Raw genomic sequence first — 18,063 nt, 5'->3', positions numbered from 1 at the left:
GGGTCGGCCGATGGGTCGCAGCCCGCGCAATCGGCCGCAGCCCCGCACACCCCGGACGCAGCCGGATGACGCACTCCGCAACACCCGTCCGGCCGCACACTCCGGCCGCGGCCGGAACCTCACGAGCCGCCGCGCCGAATCACACCGCCCCAAGACGACGCAAGAGAGCCGCAGCCGAACCGGGCGATCGCCGGCCAAGTACGGGAAACCGCCGCCCCTCCCGGAACCGCAGGTTTCGCCGAAAGAGGAGGGCGGCAGGGAGAGGGCGTGCCGACCGTCGTTCGGCACGCCCTGCCGGAACCGGACTGCGCCGCCGGCGGGCCGCCGCCCGAGGGGCACGGACGATGCCCCGCCCCTCCCGCACACGGGCAACCTTCGCACAGCCGTAACCGTCCCGTAACCTCTTTGTAACATCCGTTTCGTTCCTTTGCGGCAACCAAACACTACCACTATAAAGAGCGTATGAGTCCAATCTTCACCTTTTCGGTCGTCGTACTCGGCCTGCTCGCCGTGATGGGCATCGTCGTCGGCGTGGCCAACGACGCGGTCAACTTCCTCAATTCGGCCCTCGGCTCGAAGGTCGCGCCCCGCAAAGTGATCCTCTCGGTCGCCGCCGCGGGCATTCTGGTCGGCACCCTCACCTCCTCGGGCATGATGGAGGTGGCGCGCAGCGGCGTCTTCTACCCCGCGCAATTCTCCTACGGCGAGATCATGATGCTCTTTCTGGGCATGATGCTCGGCAACGTGATCCTGCTCGACATCTTCAACACGCTCGGCCTGCCCACCTCGACCACCGTGTCGATGGTCTTCGGGCTGCTGGGCGCCGCCGTCGCAGCGGCCCTCCACCGCATCGCCGTCGATCCGTCGGTCCACCTCGCCGATCTGTCGCAGTTCATCAACTCGGGCAAGGCGATGGTCATCATCTCGGCCATCCTGCTCTCCGTGGCGCTCGCCTTCGCGGCCGGCACGCTGTTCATGTACGTTTCGCGTCTCATCTTTTCGTTCCGCTACGCTCCCGTTTTCCGCCGCTACGGCGCTCTGTGGTGCGGCATTTCGTTCGCCGGCATCCTCTACTTCGCCCTCTTCAAGGGGCTCAACAACTCGGGACTGATCCCCGACGGGATCCTCGCCTACGTCAAGGAGCACGTTTTCCTCACGCTCTTCGGCCTGTGGATCGTCTGCTCGCTCCTGCTGCGGGTATTCCAACTGCTGCGCCTCAACATCATCCGCATCACCATCCTCGCCGGCACCTTCGCCCTCGCCCTCGCCTTCGCCGGCAACGATCTGGTGAACTTCATCGGCGTGCCGCTGGCCGGCTACGACTCCTACCGCATCGCACAGGAGGCCGGCAGCGAGTCGATCCTCATGGGGCAGCTCATGCACCCCGCGCAGGCCAACTTCCTGCTGCTGCTCGGCGCCGGCATCGTGATGATCCTCACGCTCTTCCTCTCCAAGAAATCGCGCCATGTAACCGAGACCGAACTCTCGCTCGCTTCGCAGCACGAAGGCGACGAACGCTTCGGCTCGACCTTTCTCTCGCGCGGTCTGGTACGCTCGACGCTCGTACTCAACAACCTCTGGAGCGGAATCGTCCCCGCGCGCATACAGGCCGCCATCGACCGGCGGTTCGAACAGCTGCCCCCCGAAGAGCGCTCGTCGGCCCCCTACGACATGATCCGCGCCGTGGTGAACCTCACGGCCTCGGCCATCCTCATCTCGATCGCCACCTCCTACAAACTGCCGCTCTCGACCACCTACGTCGTCTTCATGGTGGCCATGGGTTCGTCGCTGGCCGACCGTTCGTGGGGCCGCGAAAGCGCCGTATACCGCATCACGGGCGTCATGGCCGTCATTTCGGGCTGGTTCGTTACGGCGCTCGGCGGTTTCCTCATCGCACTGGCCGTTACGGCCCTCCTGCTGTGGGGCGGCTGGATCGCCGCGATCGCACTGACGGCACTCTGCGCATGGATGCTGATCCGCAGCCACCGCAAGAGTCCCGCCGTCGAAAAGACCGTCTCCGCCACCAAACCCGTCATCACCGCCTCCGAGACGACCGACGACGTGCTCTACGGCTGCGTCGAGGAGGTCTGCACGACGATGGAGCAGGTTACGAAGATCTACAACCGCACGCTGGTGGCCGTCTTCAAGGAGAACCGCAAAGTGCTCAAAGAGATGGTCGCCGCTTCCGACGCGCTGTTCGAAGAGGCCCGCCGCCGGAAATACGGCATCATGCCGACGCTCCGCCGCCTGCAGAAGAACGACATCGACACCGGACACTTCTACGTACAGGTGGCCGACTACCTCTCCGAAGCGACCAAGGCGCTCATACACATCACCCGCCCGGCCTTCGCGCACATCGACAACAACCACGCGGGGCTCTCTAAGGAACAGATCGTAGACCTCATGCGCGTGAACGACGAGGTGGAGGCCATCTTCGACAAGATCAACGAGATGCTGCGCACCAAGGATTTCTCCGACATGGATCTGGTGCTCGAAATGCGCGACGCGCTGTTCGACACGCTCGTGGAAGCCACCAAGAGCCAGCTCGTCCGCATCCAGCGGGATCCGGCCTCCAGCACCAAAGCCGGCCTGCTCTACCTCACGATCCTCAACGAGACCAAGACGATGATCCTTCAGGCGCGCAACCTGCTCAAATCGCAGCACTACTTCCTCGCACACAAAGACAGCGCCGCCGAATCCGCCGCGGAACAACATCCGGCGGCCTGAGGCAGCCGCGAGGCGGTCCGCCAAGCCTCGGAAACCGAAAATCACCCCTGTCAGAATTCGTTCCGGCAGGGGTGAAATCATCAGAAGGAACCTCTGCGGAGCGCCTCGTTTCCGCTTTTCACACGACCGGCACCGCATCGACATACGGATGCGATCCGTTCGGGGCATCTTTGCCTGCGTGAAAAGTGTTCAGCCGAAGATTCGGCACTGCGAGCAGGTTAAGGGAAGGGAAGATGCAGTGGTACTCGGTCACTGCATCTTCGGCCGCCGCCGTTCAACGCTCCTCCATATCGTGCAGATGGAGATCCAGCGCCCGCACCGAAATCTGAATTTCGCGTATCGAGACTCCGAGCGACCCGATCAAGCATACCAGCGCGACGCCGAAAACATAGGCCGAAACAGCCGATAATCCGATGTAGATCATAAACATCGTTACCACGCAGAGAAACAAGCTCGTAACGCCGAGTATCTGCATCGTCCGCGTGAGATGCAGACGCCGGCGCAGGTTGTCGATCTGCGCACGTGTTACGCGCGACGGGTTTTCGCGGTAACGCTCGCGGAGCGTGCGCACGAGTTGGGCATAGGCCAGAAAACGGTTCGTATAGGCGAGCAGAATGAGCGAGACGGCCGAAAAAAGCAGCGCCGGAGTGGTCAGCGTGAATTCTTCCATAGGAAACACAGATTTTCAGAAACAAAAATAAAAAAAATTTTGCAGAATGAAATTTTCGACCTATATTTGCAGTCCCGGAGCGGTCTCTCCGATCAGGCCGCGGAAATCGCGGAAATAGCTCAGTTGGTAGAGCGCAACCTTGCCAAGGTTGAGGTCGCGGGTCCGAGTCCCGTTTTCCGCTCTCGGCAAGCGAGTGATAGTCAATGGATTGTCGCTCGTTTTTTCTTTTTGCGGATGCGAAATAACACTCCCCGTAATGCCTTTTTCGCGCCGTTTTCCGAAGATTGTTTTACCATTTGTTTAACCGTGTTTTACGGCGGTACAACACCGCTCGCGCTTGTCTGCATAATAACGCAACATTATGATTGTCAGCATCAATGCCATTCGCAGAAAAGACCGCATCAATCAAAACCGCACCACGAGCATCTACCTGCGTTTTACCGTCAATCGCCGCAGCCGCCATGTAAGCACGGGAATCAATATCCCCGCCGACGATTGGGATTTCGACACCCAAACACCGAAAACCCAAAATCCCGCCGTTCAGCTGCGGATTTTCGAGCAAATCGAGAAATACGACAAACACATCAAACGGCTCGAAGCATTGGAGGTTCCCGTAACGCTGGACAAGGTGCCGGAAACCGACGGACGAAGGGTCTATTGCACGATAGCCGAATATTTCCGCCGCACGATTGCACAGACGGTGCGAACGAGAAAGGGCTGTCCAAGCCTCGTCGGACAGCCATTCTTCCTTCGCCCGCTCTTCGATCGCACGAACCGCCCGAAGCGGACGAAGCCGGTTCGCGCCGCCCGATATGCCCGCCGGCCCTATTCGAGCTTCCGATAGTAGTACATCTCCCGGTCGGCGGCATCGAGCGCTTCGGGGTGGAATACGGCGATCAGGTCGTGCAATACGACATCGGGGCGCACCACGCCCGACTCCCAGTAGTCGTTGCCTCCGGCGGCATTCGTCCGCTTGTCGCAGTTGTAGACCTCGCCCCGGCGGACGCAGGGAACGCCGGCGAATTTCGGCAGCCGGGAGCGGAACTCGGCGAGCGTCCGGAAGCTGCCCGCATTGACCCATACGTCGGCCTTGGAAGCCAGCACGTAGGCCTCTTCGAGGTCGATCGGAAGCGAACGGTTCGACGTGTTCGTTTTGTAAATGTAATCCCCGCCCGCATCGGCGATGAGGCGTGCGACGTAGCTTTCGGTCGAGGCCATGAACCACGAGTCGCCGTAGGGGGCGTTGATCATTACCTTCGGTTCGGCTCCGACCGCCGCGACCTTCTTCTTCAGCGCTTCATAGCGATCCGGAATCGGTGCGAATACGGCTTCGCCCCGCTCGCGGATGCCGGCGATCTCCGCCACGGCCACCAGCCACTCGGCCTTGCCGAGCGGCGACTCCTCCAGATACTCCCCGATGTAGCAGAACGGGATGCCCATTTCGCGCAGTTTGGGTTCCATGCCGCTGGCGCCGTTCACGCCGAACAGCAGCACCAGATCGGGACGCTGTGCGAGCAGCCGTTCGTAGTCGATGTTGCCGTCGAAGCCGATGTCGGCCACGGCGTCGGGGTGGGAGGAGACATACTCATTCGATATATAGTCCCGGCCCGAGACGCCCACCACGCGGTCGGCCTCGCCCAGTGCGTCGAGCATCGCCACATGGGTCGAAGACATGCAGACGATGCGGCGCGCCCCGGCTGCGACCGTTTGGCCTTCGAATCCCTCGGGGGCCCGCTCTCCGTCGCGGGCGATGAAGAGCATCGTTTCGGTCCGCTCGGCTCCCTGCCACGGATCGAAGACCCTGAGAATCGTACTCCGCTGCCCCTCGGCCCCGACGATCTCGAAGCCCGAGGCATGGGACGGCGCATAGACCGCAGCCGTGAAATCGTCGAGCGACGCCGCGTTCCGGCTTCCGCAGGCTGCGAGCAGCAGGGCCGCGGCTGAAAAAAAGAGGAAATGCAATCGTTTCATATTCATTTGTCGTCGGTTATGGAATCGTTATCGGTTTCTTCCCCACTTGGGTTTGATGCTCAGGAAAAATTCGCAGTTCATACGGGGCATGGGACGCGAGAGGACCGAGAGATACTCCTCGTTGAAGAGGTTGTTGATCGTCGCCTTGAGCGAAAGATCGGCCCAGCGCAACGCGAATCCCTTTTCGAGCGAGAGGTTGTTCATCACGTAGGGCGTGAGCCGTCCGGTGAGGGTGATGTCGTTGCTCGACATGGTGTAGCGTTCGCTGTAATAGCAATACTGCCACAACAGCCCCCACGAACGCCACGTGAGACGTCCGGTGGCCGTGGCCGAGAATTCGGGTTCGTAGGGCAGCTGTTTGCCTACGGACTGGTCGGCCGGCGACATCGGCTCGCCCACGTTGACCGACGGCGACCACGAGAAGGTTCCGTCCAGATCAAGTTTCAGCTCCCGTGCGAGCATGACCGCCAGATCGGCCCGCACCTCCACGCCGTAAGCGTGCACCTTCTTGATGTTCACGGGCGAGAAGAATCCTTTGGTGGTCGGCAGCCACAAAATCCAGTCGTCGATGCGCTGCTCGTACCACGAAGCCGAACCCGAGAGCGACCAGCTCCCCTCTTTGCCCGTGGCGAACGACAGGCCGGCTTCGTACTGCACGCCGGTTTCGTTCTTCAGATCGGGATTCCCGCCCGGCAGGAAGTAGAGGTCGTTGAGCGTCGGGAAGCGGAAATTGCGCGACACGGAGGCTTTCGCCACGACATTGCCGCGCTCCGACAACAGATAGTCCGCGAAAAAAGCCGGCACCGTGGCCCATTCCGTTCCGTAGAGCTGTTCGCGCAGGACGACCGACATGCCGAGCCGCTCCGCCGGGCGCCATCTGGCCGACACGGAGGCATCGATCTCGACGCGGCCCTGATCGTATCCCACGATCGCCTTGTCGCCCTGTTGCAGGATGATGTTCTTGTCGGCACTCTCGACGAAGTGCTGGTGCAGCGCCAGATCGGCCGTGAAGAGCCACTCGTTTCCGACGGCGTATTCTCCCGCCGCCTGCCCGTAGAAGGTGTCGATCCGGCTGCGCGAACGGGTCATCGGGGTCATCACGCCGTTGCCCGGATCGCGCCGGTAGTCGTAGGCCATCCACGTATGGATGTATCCGGCCCGTGCGCCCACCTTCCAGTTGCGGCGCAGGTGATCCCAAGTGAAGACGCTGCGGAGCGTACGCTCGCGCTGGCGGTTTTCGAACTGGGTGTCGTCGGCATAGTCGGTCGTCAGCAGCGGCAGTTCGCGGTCCGAACGGATATACCACGCATTCAGTCCGAAGCGGTCGCCGCGGCCGGTGTTGTAGTAGACCTCCTGCAACACGTGCACGTCGTCGAACGCACCGCTGCGGTTCCGCTCCACCGGATAGTACGAACCGACGATATGCATGTCGTCGTCGTAGATGTTCTCCTTCTTGTCGCGGTTGCGGTACTTGTAGTCGTTCTTCGAAGACTGATAGACGGCACGGGTCGAGACCTGCCAGTGCGCATCGCCCCACGTGAGGCGCAGAAACTCGTCGAAGGTGCGGTACATGCCGATTCCCTGAACGTACTGAAGGCCGAAACCGTCGGCCGCGGCGGGCACGGTCGAGAGTTTCACCACGCCGCCGAGCGCCCCGCCCGCTTCGTTCACCGACGAGGTCCCGTGCAGCAGCGAGGCGTCGTCGATGAAGTACGACGGAATCATCGAGAAGTCGGTCATGCCGAGCATCGGGTTGTTGATGCGCATGCCGTTCCACGTAACCTGCGTATGCGACGGCCCCGTGCCGCGGAACGAGACCGTCGAAAGCGTCGCACGGCCGTACTGCTTGACGAATAGCGGGGAGTTGAACGTCAGCACGTCGGCGATCGACAGGGCGATGTTCTCCTTGAGGACCGCCGAGTCGAGGGTCGTCCGCTCGATGCCGATCTCCTTCATCGGACGCCGGCCCCAGATCGGAACCTCGCGGATGGAGATCTGTTTCTCGGGACGGCCGCCGGTCTCCCGGACTTCGGGCCGCAGGCCGTCGTTCTGGGCATACAGCGCCGTCGGGAACAGTAGAATTGCGATAATCCGGATGGTCTTTCTCATACGCTTCTCTCCGTTATTTCCAACAGAATGCGCCGGGGATGATTCCGACGAAGAACCGATCGGCCAGCTCGCCCCGGGCCGTATAGCGATAGACGACGCCCTGCTGCTGGTAGTCGATGGCGTCGGCCACGTAGACGTCTCCGTTGCGCGGATCGACCGTCAGTCCGTAGTATTTCGTGTCGCGGTACTCGATGAAGGGACGCACCGGCACGCGCTCCGCCTCCACCTGCATCCGCCAAATATCGTCGTTGATCCAGTAGAGCGTGTCGCGCGTCCCGTTGAGCTGCACCTCCGAGGGCCAGTCGCCCAGCTCGAACCGGAACTGCTTCTCGATCTCGAACTTCTCGGCGTCGATGCGGTAGAGCGACGGAGCCTCGTAGCCGTAGGGGCTGCCTTCGTAACCGCCGTCGGTGATCGTCCACATCTTGTTGTTCTTGTCCATCACGAGCGACGTGGGCTGAATGCCGACCGTCAGTTCGCCGACCACTTCGTCGGTTTCGGAGTCGATCTTCAGGATGCGGTTCTGGTACGACCAGCAGTTCACGTAGACATACTTCCCGTACTGCACCATCTGCTCCGTGGAGCCCGATTCCATCGTCATCCCCGGACATTCGATGTAGCCCGTTATCTCGTACCGCTCGGGATTGACGATGAAAATGCGGTTGTCCCAGAGCTGCGTTACATAAGCCTTCTCGTCCGACAGGAAATGGATGTACCGCGGCGAAGTGAAATTCGTGATGCGCCCGACCTCCTTGAAGGTGTCGACGTCGATGGCGAAGATGACGTGCGAATTGTTCACCACGATCCAGCCCACGCCGTTGCGAATGGTCATCGACTGCGCCACGTCGCCCAGCTTGAAGCCGTTGGCGCGGAAAAAAACCTCGTTCTCCACGTGCTTCGTCTCCGGATCGTAACAGGAGAGCGACGCATTTCCGTACTGGAAATTTCCCTCGTTGGTGATGAACAGGCCCCGCTCCGAGGCTTGGAAATCCTCCGTCGTACCGTAGTCCCACTTCATGCAGCCCGCGAAGGCGGCCAGACACGCAGCGAGCGTCAGAATATGTCGTAAAGTCCGCTTCATATACAAAAAGGGACGGGCGACCGCTTCGAAAAGCAGTCGCCTCATCGCCCGCGATCCATCATTCGGGACGCGCCTGTCCCGCCTTCATCTGTTCATAGGTCGGCGCATAGGCCGTACAGTCCGTTACCGTCCAGTTCTCCGCCGTAACGCTGCCGTTCTGCACGACGGCGACGAACGAAGAAAAATCGCTGAACTTGGAGAAACGCTCGATGGACACGGCCTTCGCCTTCTCCAGCTTCGGCATAGCTATCGACGTGATCTTCGCATTTTTAAGCGAAGAGGTGCTTCCGAAGATCCAGATTTTTTCATCCACCTCGGTCAAGGCCGGACACGAGATCGTCGTCGCTTTGGTGTTCGAGCAATCCAGATACAATCCGTTCAGACCTCCCACACGCGCCAATTTGGGCATTTCGAAAACCGATGCGACCGAGTAGAGCGTGATGTCCATCATTCCGTATGTCGGAACCTTTTGCGAAGTCCGCTCGACCTTCAGCAGTTCCGCGTTGTCCGCGCAACCGACGGTCGTCAACTCGGGGAAATCGTACTCCTCGGCGGGTGAGGTGATGCAAAACTGCCCGCCGATCGTTTGCAGCTTGGGGCAGGAGAGCTTCTTGAATCGCATCGTCGCCTGCTGCGGCATGACGAAAGCTCCGCCGACCTGCGTCAGATTCGGAAAGGCTATCGTATTCTGTCCCTTTGCATTCATCGGAACGCGATAATTGATCTCCACATTTCCCTCGATCCGCTCGAAGTCGTAGGCAATGGTCGCCGATTTATCGTATTGGGCTCCGTTGTTCACCGTAACGGTCAGATTCCTGACCGACGTGAAGCCTTTGACGGAGGGTCCCGCGAGATTGCTCGTCTCCAGCATCATGTCTCCGGCCATGGCTCCGTTGCCGACGACCGTCGGAATCGAACAGTTATTGTTGATAATCAACGCTCCGTCTTCAGGGAACACCACGGAGGACAAATCGAGGTCGTTTTCGACGCTTTCGGCATAAGCGATATAAAGGACCCGCACGGATTTCAACGCGGAGAATGCCGGCAGCTCCGTCATGCCGCTGAAGTTCTCGATTTTGAGCGAATCGCCGACCGACTGCAACTTCGAAAGATCGCCCAGAGTCCTGAGCGTCGTATTGTTCGCGGCATCGCTGGCGAACTTGCCGGCGGTGCGGACGCTTCCGATTTTCAGACTTTCGTCGACGACGGTCAGTGCGGAAAGGTCGATCGTTTCGAACAGGTGTCCCAGCGTCGGGATCTCGACCCCGCCGGCCGCCGACAGCTCCGGCAGCGAGATTCCGGTCAGCGCAGCGAAATAGTTGATCCGGACGACGCCGCCGACTTTCTCAAGCTGCGGAAACGACAGCTCCGCAACCGCACCGCCCATGTTCACGTTACCGTATTCGTCATATGCGATCTGGGTGATGCCGCACAAGTCGAGGTCGCCGCCGATCCCGGTCAACGCAGGGAGTTCGACGCTCTCCAGCGCCGTCGATGCCACGACCACGTCGCCGCCGATCTTTTGCAGCGCTCCCAGCTCGATCCATTTGAGCGAATTGTTGCGGATGACGACGTCGCCCGTGATTTCGGCGAGCGCATTCATCGTTACCAGATTCAGCTCCGCCTCCGAGGCAGTCCCGACCGATCCGACGACGAGTCCGCCGAGCGTCTCGACGTGCTCCAGTCCGGTCAGGTCGGTCGCTTTGAAGCTGTTTTTCAGTATGAGGTTTCCGGTGATCTGCTTGATCTTCGTCAGCGCCTCGACGGACTCGATCTCCTCGCCGTCGTCCGTGCCGATCGTGAGATTGCCCTTCACGACCGACGTACCCGCCTCGGCGAAGGCCGCGATGTCGGCCGCCGTTTTCAGCTCCACGTCGCCTTCGGAGGAGATCTCCTCCTTGACGGCACGGTACGTATATTCGTTCACCTCGCCGTTGTAGGAGGTTACGCGGAAAATCTGCTCATCGTCCCATTCGTCGACCGTCGCCGGGTCGGGCAGAATCGTTGCGGAAGACGTGTAGGCGACCGTCGCCACAGCCCCCTGAAGCGAAACCGTATAGGGGACCGTTACCGTAATGTCGTTGCCGTCGATCGTCGCCGCGTATTCTTCGCCGCCGAGCGTCAAACAGAACGAGGTGATGAAATTGTCGTCCGCATCCGCCGGAACTTCCGTTCCGTTGTCATCCGAGCAGGCCGCCAAACACAAGCCGAGCAACGGTAAAAAAAACCAGCATGTAAAAAATCGTTTCATCTTCAGAATTGTTTATTGAATGGATAAATCTTCGAAAAAAAACACTTCGGTGGATATTTCGCCCAACCAGCCGCTCTTCGCGTTCACCCCGACTTGCACCTTCACGAAGTCGATATACTGCAAGTCGACGGGCGTTCCGTCGGGCTGAACGGCGTTGGCGATGCGGAATCCGTTGCGCTGGCCGCTGCCGTCCGTGGCATCGCCTCCGGGCAGGTTGTCGGACCCCTTGTTGTCGGCGTATCCCCAGTCGTATGCATCGTTGGACCAATACCCCGTAACCGGATCGATCCGGTTTTTCGAGGGCAGACGCGTACCGCGCAGCGTATAGGCATCCGCGGGAATCCACGCCGGATAGTAGTAATCCTGCCGGTGATAGGCTTGCAAATAGTCGATACAACCGCTCTCCCCTTCCGAATCCGTCCACTCGACGTTCATCTTCGGAGCAGTAGGTTTGTAATAAGTAACGGCATAATTCCCGATCGTTCCCTCTTTGCCGCTTTCGCTGCCCCGGAGTTCGTACCACTCGTCGTTCGGCAGGCCGTCGCCGTTCGTATCCTGCATCACCCAGACGATGCCGGGCTCGTTCGAACTGGCGAATGCGTTGCCTCCGACGGCAAAATCGTACTCGTTCTCCGTCCTCGCGATGCTGTGATCGAACCCCACGACGATATAACCGCCGAAGCCGCCGAGCGACACGAACTTACGCTCCGCCAGCCGCCGTTCGGCCCATGCGTTGGCCGCTTCGGGCGTCGTTTCGTTCCCCGTCATTCCGCCGATGGCGCTCGTTTCGCCGATGAACTGCCCCGGGGCGGGAGTCCATTCGTAGACTTCGTTCTGATATTTCGAACTGCCGCTGCCCGCCGGGCGGTAGCGCTCGGTCTCCGAATCGGCGACACAATGCACCACGACCCGCGCCGTCAGGCTCGTCGCCGCACGGGCGATGTCGCGCGAAAGAGACTGCGGAGCGGCTCCGCCCTCCGTAACGCAAACCGCGACATCGTATTCGCCGCTCTCCCGAGGAGTGAAGACATAGGTTCCATCCGTGCATCCGACCGGCTCGCCGTTCACGCTCCAACTGAACTGCGGACGGTCGAAGTACTCCAGCAGCGGAGTCAGATACACCGGACGACCGGCAAACGTGTAACGGTCGGTGGAACTCTGGAAATAAGACGGCGTGCCGAACGATACGGCATAAGGCATCGTTTCGACCACTTCGATCTCCAGTTCGCGGGTCGTGGACCCGTCGATGTTCGAGGCGTTGATGGTAACGGGATACGTTCCGAGCGCCTCTTCACGGAACGTATAGCTCCGTTCGGTGCTCACGACCTTGCCGTCGCGCACCCATTCGATCGCAAACTCCTCCAGATCGTCGTATTTGAAGGTCGGGGCAATCGTATAATCGGTATTCGCCACGACCTTGAGCCCCTGCTGCGGGACGGCGATCGAGACGACGGGCGGCGTCCGTTCCAGCACCTCGACCTTCAGTTCTTCCTCGGCCTTGCCGGCCTCGGTCTGCACGCTCAGCACCGGATAATATTCGCCGACTTCGTTCCACGTCGCCGTATAGACGATCTGCCGGCTTACGATCTTATTGTCGAGCGTCCACGTAACGATCGCGTCGTCCGCATGCTCCACCGTCGGAGCGATCGTCAGTTCACGGCCGACTTTCACCGTATAGATGCCCGTGTCGCTATCCAGCGTTATCACGGGCGGCTGCGGACCGTCGTCCACGATTACGTCGTCTTTGTTGCAGGACGACGCCAGCAGCAGCGCAGAAAAGAAAACGAGACGTATTTTTTTCATTCCGAAGAGAATTAAGACGTGCCGGAGAAAACCCGATTTTCTCCGGCACAAACAACGGTTATTCGAACGTAAAACGAATATTGTCCAAGCAGAAATAAGCCGGCGTATTGAGGCCGTATTCGCCCGAATCGTTCCCCACGATATTGAACCTGATTTTGCTGACCGTCCCCAGAGCGGAAAGGTTCCACTCCGTCCATGTGTCGAGGACGTTTCCGGCCGCCGAAGCATTGTAGTCGGCCAGATAGATCGAAACGGGTTCGCCTCCGTTCGTAGGCTCATCGCCGTAGAAACCGTAGGCATCCACACGCAGATAGCCTTTCCGGCCCTGCTCGTCCACGACCTCCTTCAACGGACGGGCGGTTCCCGTCCAGCCGTCGTCCTCGCCGTCGTCCCAATGATTGCCGTTCATAATCACACCGTAGGTGTAGGCCGTATTGCAGATCCAAAGGTCGGAGACCGTACCCGGAGCTTCGAACGAAATCTCGGGATAGCTCATGTAGGCCGCATTGTACTCGTCTACGTAGCCGTAAACGACGGCGAAATTGTCGGACCCGCCATAACCCGCACCGCCCCGGCGCGCATCCGCGCCGACGGAAACGTTGTAGACGCTGCATTGGTTCAGGTAGGAATACCACCAGTCCTTCGTGTTGCCGTCCACATTGCGGCGGATGCACCAGTCGGAAACGGCGATGCCTCCGTTCCAGAACTCCGTCGTACCGTAATTTTCGTTGATCGAGAAGATCGCATATGCGTCCACATCCATCCACATCGTGTACTGTTCGCCCCCTTCGTAGGCCGAATAAAGATTGTCGCCGTACGACGTAGGGCCGGCCAGATAGTCTCCGGCATCCTCGAACGTGATGACCACCGAGCCGTTCGGCTGTACGTCGCCGCGCGTTTCGGGCGTCGCCGAATCGAGCGGTTGCGCCCATTCGGAATCCGCGTTGCAAGCGGTGAGAACTGCGGCCGCTGTCGCCATGACAGCCAAGGCCAGATAACGGAAAGTTTTTTTCATTTAGATAAACGTATTGGTTGAACGAAAAGTAATTACCCGACCGAACGAAACCCGTTCGGTTTCAGTCTTTGGGTGCGGAAAGAGCGCCTGCCGCAGATCGAGATTTACGACAAGCGACGACGACTCGACGAGCGCCTGCGAACCGCCCATCCTATCTGCCCTGCCGCCCGACGGCATGAATGTCATGCGTTTCCGACCAATCATAATCCGACCCCGAATTCTTTTTGTTTCGAATTTGCTTACTCCGGGAATGATGAGCGGAATCGACTGAACGGGTATTCGGATACCGTACGTTACGATTCGCACCCGTGTCCCGCAGGTACAAATTCCACGATCGTCAAGGCAGGTCTTCTGACTCGTCCCGCTCACCGCGCCTTCCCGGCTTCGAGCCAGTGGCAAAGAGTGCGATGAACCGTTTCTTACGAAGAAGGGGACTTACAGCAGCGAGCACTGTACCGGATTTTCACCGGTTTCCCTTTTAATCCCGGCCGGCGATGCGGCCTCGGAACCTATAACGCGACAAAGATATTACTTTTTTTCATCCGCTATCCTGTTTTTCATTATTTTTTGGACTACAAGGCTCGAAAACGGCATTTTATGTCTTTTTGTGCCATCGCAGCCGCTGCACGCCCGCACCGCACGGCAGCAAAAGCGGTTGGCTGAAGCGTCCGGCGTCGCGGTCGGAAGCCCCCCGCATCCCGCCCGCCTCGGGGTATTCCGCCGCAGACAGGCCCGCGCCGTTTTCCGCCAAGAGTGCCGCAGGCCACAAGGAGGGGCGTGCACGGCCGGACGCTCCGCGGAGACATGCGACTTCGGATCACGATTCCGAGGCCGCCGCGTTCGCAAATGCAATGTAGGGGGGGGGCGACGGAAAAAGATGCGGACGACCCTCCGCCGCCGTACGGCCGGCTTCCCCAGCCGGCAGGAATCGCCCGTCGAGCAGCCGGAAGCTGCGGATCCGTCCGTTCGGTCAGCGGCCCTCCCCGCGCTTCACGGCCGCAGCGCCGAATCCCGCAGCGGCACGAGCTCGCCGATCGCCGGGACGATCACCTCCGCCACGCCCGACTGCGCGGCGCGGCGTGCATTTTCGAGCGGCTCGTCCCACGGATGGCGGGCCAGCGCATATTTCGAGTGGTGGACGGTCAACACGCGCGCGGCACCGAGTTCGCGCGCGGCACGCAGCAGGTAGCGGGGCATCATGTGGATGTATCTCCACGCCTCGTCGTACTGTCCGTTTTCGAGTACGGCCAGATCCACGCCGCCGAAACGGGTGCCGATCCGGGCGAAGCGGCCGTCATAGCCGCCGTCGCCGCCGACATAGATCTTTCCGGCCGGTGTCTCCAGCAGATACGAGGCCCAGAGGGTGCGGTTCGGAACCGGCCCGCGGCCCGAGAAATGGCGCGAAGGCAGACAATGGATCGTCAGCCCCGCTTCGAGGAGGGCCGACTCGTCCCAGTCGAGCTCCACGATGCGCGCCGGATCGAATCCCCAGTATTCGAAATGTTCCCCCACGCCCAGCGGACAGACCACACGGGCCGTGCGACCCTTCAGCCGCATCACGGTCCGGTAGTCGAGATGGTCCCAATGGTCGTGCGTGATGAGGAGGCAGTCGACCGCAGGCATGTCGTCGGGCGTCCACGCATCGGTCCCCGCAAAAGGACGGTTGACGAAAGAGACGGGCGCCGCGCAGCAGAAAACCGGATCGACGAGGATGCGCCGTCCGCCCGCCTGCAAAAGGTAAGACGAGTGGCCGAACCACACCACGAGATCCTGCGCGGGATCCAGCCCCCGAAGGTCGCTCTTCACGACAGGCAGCGGTCCGTCGGGCCGCACGCGCGGCGGTTTGCCGAGGAGCATCGCCAGCATCGTGCCGAGGCGGCCGCGCTCCGAAGTGAAGAGCGGCGTCGGGAGCCGGTTGCGGAAGCTGCCGTCCCGATAGTTGGGCGAGCGTTCGATCCGCGCGAGACGTGCTCCGCGGGGCAGCCGCCCGAAAGCCGGCCGGCTGAGAAAAACGGCGGCGGCGATGCCGAGAAGTACGGCCGCCCCGATGAGTGCTGCGATCATACGAATCATTTCATTAAGCCGAGTGCAGGGCCGAACTCGTCCGGGCTCTGCCGAGGCGGAAGACGGACGGAAAAAATCAGATGTTTTTCGAGATTTCCGTGCCGTCTCCGTTCCCTCCACGAGACAAAGCTGCGACGGCCGGCGGCGGGCCGTATACGAATTACGGAACTTCCTACCCCGATTACCGCACTCCGCAAAGATAGGGGAAAAGAAAAAAAACGTATCTTTACCGCCGGAAAAAACCGGCTCTCGATGGATGGAATTCTCAAGGTGGACACGATCTGCCAGTACAACGAAATGATGGGCGTCGAGACGCTGCATCCGCTGGTCAGCGTGATCGACTTCTCGAAATGCAGCCCCCGACGCCATGCGCGGCACAGCGTGGGCTACTACGCCGTTTTTCTCAAGGAGGTCAAATGCGGCGAGATCCGCTACGGACGCAACTACTACGACTATCAGGAGGGTACGCTCGTCTTTCTGGCCCCCGGACAGGTGATCGGCATCGAGGACAACGGCCAGACCTTCCAACCCAAGGGTTGGGCGCTGCTGTTCCACCCCGACCTGCTCCGCGGCACCGAGCTCGGCCGCACGATCAAGGATTACACCTTCTTCTCCTACGAGGTCAACGAAGCGCTCCACCTCTCCGAGCAGGAGAAACGGACCGTCGCCGAATGCCTGCGCAACATCGACGCCGAACTCCACCACGCCATCGACAAGCACACCCGCCAACTGATCGTATCGAACATCGGTCTGCTGCTCGACTACTGCATGCGCTTCTACGAACGGCAGTTCATCACGCGCCACCACGTCAACTGCGATGCACTCGCGCGGTTCGAGCAACTGCTCGACGACTACTTCCGCAGCGGCGCGCCCCGCCGGGAGGGGCTGCCGACGGTCCGCTACTTCGCCGACCGGCTCTTTCTCTCGGCCAACTATTTCGGCGATCTCATCAAGAGGGAGACCGGCCGCACCGCACAGGAGCACATCCAATCCTACGTGATCGGACTGGCCAAGGAACGGATCTACGGCACTCAGATGTCCGTCAGCGAAATCGCCTACGAACTCGGATTCCAATACCCGCAGCATTTCAGCCGCATGTTCAAGAAGATCGTGGGCCGCACGCCGCTCGAATACAGAACGCAAAGCTGACCGCCTCCTGCAGCAGCCGCGAACGACGAACGTCCGGCGCCTCCTGCACACGAAAGAAATACGAAGAAATACAAGGGATGACCGAAGCGCTCGCGCAATTCTTCCTCGATTGGGGCTACTGGGGACTGTTTCTCGCGGCTTTCGCCGCGGGCAGCATCCTGCCGCTGGGCTCCGAGGCGGTCTTCGTGGTACTGCTCGGCACGGGCCTCGATCCGGCGGGCTGTCTCGCGGCCGCCACCGCGGGCAACACCCTCGGGGGCATGAGCTGCTACTGGATCGGCCGCATGGGCAAGACGGAGTGGATCGAGAAACTGGGCGTGGGCGAAGCGAAACTGGAAAAGGCCAAACGGTTTCTCGGCGGGCGGGGCGCGCTGATGGCCTTTTTCGCCTTTCTGCCCGCTCTGGGCGAGGCGATCGCCATCGTACTGGGGCTCATGCGGGCCAACCTCGCGCTGACCGCCGGGGCCATGTGTGCGGGGAAATTCGCCCGCTACTTCGTGCTGTGGCTCTCCTACGCATGGGCCGCCGCGGCCTTCGCCTAATTCGAAGCCCCGTCCTGCCCGAGCGTCTTGCCGCTTTCGTGCGACCGTTCGTCGAAAGACGAGACATAGAACCCGCGCCCGGGCGTCCACTCCACGCAGAACAACCGCCCCGGATCGGGGTACCCGAGCTTTTTCAGATTGCGCAGCAGCCACCGCTCGTCCTTGTCCGCCGCGGCGAGCGCCCCTTCCATCACCGTCCCGTCGTTGACGAAAAGATAGGATTCGGAGCTCTTCCCGGGTCGGGAGACCGTCAGACGGCCGTTCGTTTCGAAACGCGCGTCTCCCACGTCGAACATCGAGAAGATGCCGTTTTCGCGCAGCATCGTCCGGAATTGTTCCATTTCGAGACCGTTGCGGCGGAATTCGCGGAGGTTGAGCGCTCCGCGGCGCACGATCATCGTCGTATCGCCCTTAATGAACCGCCGGAGCCGTCGGAAGTGCAGCAGACAGCGGATCGACAGATTCACCACGGTCCAGACCGCCAGCGAGAAGATGAGCTGCCACACCGAAACCTCGGCCGTATAGATCACGCCGCCCACCAGAGCGCCCAGCACGAATGCGTTCACCGAGTCGAGCGGCGTAAGCTGAGCCATCTGCGTCTTGCCCGACAGACGCAGGAAAAAGAGCACGCCCAGCATTCCGACGACGAGCTTGAGGGCCATATGCCAATACATACCGCAA

The 18,063-nt window shown here is 60.7% G+C and carries 14 protein-coding genes, 1 tRNA gene and 1 riboswitch; of the genes, 5 read left to right on the top strand and 10 right to left on the bottom strand.

Going from position 1 to position 18,063, the window contains the following annotated elements; all coding sequences use genetic code 11:
- The first annotated feature begins 462 nt into the window (after positions 1 to 462).
- On the top strand, positions 463 to 2,727 hold the full coding sequence (locus BN3659_RS03095; protein ID WP_091534492.1) for an inorganic phosphate transporter: 2,265 nt from the start codon (positions 463 to 465) through the stop codon (positions 2,725 to 2,727).
- A gap of 274 nt (positions 2,728 to 3,001) precedes the next feature.
- On the opposite strand, the gene BN3659_RS03090 is transcribed toward BN3659_RS03095, so the two are convergent.
- Positions 3,002 to 3,397 (bottom strand): DUF2721 domain-containing protein, encoded by a 396-nt coding sequence (locus BN3659_RS03090; RefSeq protein ID WP_091534491.1) that lies wholly within the window; start codon positions 3,395 to 3,397, stop codon positions 3,002 to 3,004.
- A 108-nt stretch (positions 3,398 to 3,505) separates the two neighbouring features.
- Between BN3659_RS03090 and BN3659_RS03085 the strand changes: the two genes are divergently transcribed.
- Both BN3659_RS03085 and BN3659_RS03080 read left to right on the top strand, forming a co-directional pair.
- Positions 3,506 to 3,578 (top strand) — tRNA-Gly (locus BN3659_RS03085).
- Between the two features lie 180 nt (positions 3,579 to 3,758).
- Positions 3,759 to 4,241 carry an Arm DNA-binding domain-containing protein gene (locus tag BN3659_RS03080; protein WP_224757850.1) on the top strand — a complete coding sequence of 161 codons (483 nt, stop codon included), beginning with the start codon at positions 3,759 to 3,761 and terminating at the stop codon, positions 4,239 to 4,241.
- On the opposite strand, the gene BN3659_RS03075 is transcribed toward BN3659_RS03080, so the two are convergent.
- The 8 genes from BN3659_RS03075 to BN3659_RS03040 all read right to left on the bottom strand — a co-directional run bounded on the left by BN3659_RS03075 (position 4,223) and on the right by BN3659_RS03040 (position 15,691).
- Complete coding sequence (locus BN3659_RS03075) at positions 4,223 to 5,368, bottom strand: ABC transporter substrate-binding protein (protein ID WP_091534547.1); 1,146 nt, start codon at positions 5,366 to 5,368, stop codon at positions 4,223 to 4,225. The two genes, BN3659_RS03080 and BN3659_RS03075, sit on opposite strands and share 19 nt — an antisense overlap.
- A 27-nt stretch (positions 5,369 to 5,395) precedes the next feature.
- On the bottom strand, positions 5,396 to 7,477 hold the full coding sequence (locus BN3659_RS03070) for a TonB-dependent receptor (RefSeq protein ID WP_091534490.1): 2,082 nt from the start codon (positions 7,475 to 7,477) through the stop codon (positions 5,396 to 5,398).
- 13 nt (positions 7,478 to 7,490) lie between these two features.
- A complete protein-coding gene (locus BN3659_RS03065; protein ID WP_091534546.1) occupies positions 7,491 to 8,558 on the bottom strand; it encodes a YncE family protein in 1,068 nt (355 codons plus the stop codon).
- A gap of 58 nt (positions 8,559 to 8,616) precedes the next feature.
- Entirely contained in the window at positions 8,617 to 10,809 is a 2,193-nt protein-coding gene (locus BN3659_RS03060; RefSeq protein WP_141682471.1) for a hypothetical protein, read from the bottom strand.
- Positions 10,810 to 10,821: 12 nt separating this feature from the next.
- A complete protein-coding gene (locus BN3659_RS03055; RefSeq protein WP_171847685.1) occupies positions 10,822 to 12,612 on the bottom strand; it encodes a PKD-like domain-containing protein in 1,791 nt (596 codons plus the stop codon).
- Positions 12,613 to 12,670: 58 nt separating this feature from the next.
- Positions 12,671 to 13,627: a DUF4465 domain-containing protein gene (locus BN3659_RS03050; protein ID WP_091534488.1), complete on the bottom strand. Its 957-nt coding sequence runs from the start codon at positions 13,625 to 13,627 to the stop codon at positions 12,671 to 12,673.
- Positions 13,628 to 13,831 (bottom strand): hypothetical protein, encoded by a 204-nt coding sequence (locus BN3659_RS13045; protein WP_091534487.1) that lies wholly within the window; start codon positions 13,829 to 13,831, stop codon positions 13,628 to 13,630.
- Between the two features lie 120 nt (positions 13,832 to 13,951).
- Positions 13,952 to 14,155: riboswitch (cobalamin riboswitch) on the bottom strand.
- A gap of 462 nt (positions 14,156 to 14,617) precedes the next feature.
- Positions 14,618 to 15,691 (bottom strand): MBL fold metallo-hydrolase, encoded by a 1,074-nt coding sequence (locus BN3659_RS03040; RefSeq protein WP_224757849.1) that lies wholly within the window; start codon positions 15,689 to 15,691, stop codon positions 14,618 to 14,620.
- Between the two features lie 252 nt (positions 15,692 to 15,943).
- Between BN3659_RS03040 and BN3659_RS03035 the strand changes: the two genes are divergently transcribed.
- Positions 15,944 to 16,840: a helix-turn-helix domain-containing protein gene (locus tag BN3659_RS03035; RefSeq protein WP_091534485.1), complete on the top strand. Its 897-nt coding sequence runs from the start codon at positions 15,944 to 15,946 to the stop codon at positions 16,838 to 16,840.
- A 77-nt stretch (positions 16,841 to 16,917) separates the two neighbouring features.
- Positions 16,918 to 17,382: a YqaA family protein gene (locus BN3659_RS03030; RefSeq protein WP_091534484.1), complete on the top strand. Its 465-nt coding sequence runs from the start codon at positions 16,918 to 16,920 to the stop codon at positions 17,380 to 17,382.
- Here BN3659_RS03030 and BN3659_RS03025 read toward each other — a convergent pair.
- Positions 17,379 to 18,056 carry a DUF421 domain-containing protein gene (locus tag BN3659_RS03025; RefSeq protein WP_091534483.1) on the bottom strand — a complete coding sequence of 226 codons (678 nt, stop codon included), beginning with the start codon at positions 18,054 to 18,056 and terminating at the stop codon, positions 17,379 to 17,381. The two genes, BN3659_RS03030 and BN3659_RS03025, sit on opposite strands and share 4 nt — an antisense overlap.
- Positions 18,057 to 18,063: the final 7 nt, after the last annotated feature.

Origin of the sequence: Alistipes sp. CHKCI003 (genome assembly GCF_900021155.1) — a bacterium.
Classification (GTDB): domain Bacteria; phylum Bacteroidota; class Bacteroidia; order Bacteroidales; family Rikenellaceae; genus Alistipes; species Alistipes excrementavium.
This window is presented reverse-complemented; position numbering and strand designations above follow the sequence as displayed.

Excerpts from the sequence above, each read along its gene's own strand:
- BN3659_RS03095 (WP_091534492.1), top strand. The coding sequence starts at position 463 with ATGAGTCCAATCTTCACCTTTTCGGTCGTCGTACTCGGCCTGCTCGCC.
- BN3659_RS03090 (WP_091534491.1), bottom strand. The coding sequence starts at position 3,397 with ATGGAAGAATTCACGCTGACCACTCCGGCGCTGCTTTTTTCGGCCGTC.
- BN3659_RS03080 (WP_224757850.1), top strand. The coding sequence starts at position 3,759 with ATGATTGTCAGCATCAATGCCATTCGCAGAAAAGACCGCATCAATCAA.
- BN3659_RS03075 (WP_091534547.1), bottom strand. The coding sequence starts at position 5,368 with ATGAAACGATTGCATTTCCTCTTTTTTTCAGCCGCGGCCCTGCTGCTC.
- BN3659_RS03070 (WP_091534490.1), bottom strand. The coding sequence starts at position 7,477 with ATGAGAAAGACCATCCGGATTATCGCAATTCTACTGTTCCCGACGGCG.
- BN3659_RS03065 (WP_091534546.1), bottom strand. The coding sequence starts at position 8,558 with ATGAAGCGGACTTTACGACATATTCTGACGCTCGCTGCGTGTCTGGCC.
- BN3659_RS03060 (WP_141682471.1), bottom strand. The coding sequence starts at position 10,809 with ATGAAACGATTTTTTACATGCTGGTTTTTTTTACCGTTGCTCGGCTTG.
- BN3659_RS03055 (WP_171847685.1), bottom strand. The coding sequence starts at position 12,612 with ATGAAAAAAATACGTCTCGTTTTCTTTTCTGCGCTGCTGCTGGCGTCG.
- BN3659_RS03050 (WP_091534488.1), bottom strand. The coding sequence starts at position 13,627 with ATGAAAAAAACTTTCCGTTATCTGGCCTTGGCTGTCATGGCGACAGCG.
- BN3659_RS13045 (WP_091534487.1), bottom strand. The coding sequence starts at position 13,831 with ATGATTGGTCGGAAACGCATGACATTCATGCCGTCGGGCGGCAGGGCA.
- BN3659_RS03040 (WP_224757849.1), bottom strand. The coding sequence starts at position 15,691 with ATGATCGCAGCACTCATCGGGGCGGCCGTACTTCTCGGCATCGCCGCC.
- BN3659_RS03035 (WP_091534485.1), top strand. The coding sequence starts at position 15,944 with ATGGATGGAATTCTCAAGGTGGACACGATCTGCCAGTACAACGAAATG.
- BN3659_RS03030 (WP_091534484.1), top strand. The coding sequence starts at position 16,918 with ATGACCGAAGCGCTCGCGCAATTCTTCCTCGATTGGGGCTACTGGGGA.
- BN3659_RS03025 (WP_091534483.1), bottom strand. The coding sequence starts at position 18,056 with ATGTATTGGCATATGGCCCTCAAGCTCGTCGTCGGAATGCTGGGCGTG.